General features: G+C 65.4%; 1 pseudogene. It reads right to left on the reverse strand.

The features are described 5' to 3' along the window. Positions 1–230, reverse strand: a pseudogene (locus tag OR16_RS33625) (hemagglutinin); the annotation flags it as partial. Positions 231–266: the final 36 nt, after the last annotated feature.

Below are 266 nucleotides of genomic sequence, written 5' to 3' on the forward strand. Positions count from 1 at the left end.
GTTCCCTCCAGCGACTTCCCCCACTCACTCACCCCGAAGCTGCTGCCGTCAAAGGTGATGCCCTTGGTCAAGCCCGCCGTGATCGCGCCAATCGCACCGGCCGTCGCCAGCTTCCCGAAGTTCAACCCTTGGCCGGAAACGAGTTGGGTGAAGGCGCTACTGGCCATGCTGGAAAGGGCTGCCACGATCATGGCCTGCGCCAGCGTCATCTGCGCCAGCGCCACACCCATGACCGCTGCAGCGGCGCCCGCGGTCACGATCGAGAT

Source organism: Cupriavidus basilensis OR16 (genome assembly GCF_000243095.1).
Classification (GTDB): domain Bacteria; phylum Pseudomonadota; class Gammaproteobacteria; order Burkholderiales; family Burkholderiaceae; genus Cupriavidus; species Cupriavidus basilensis_D.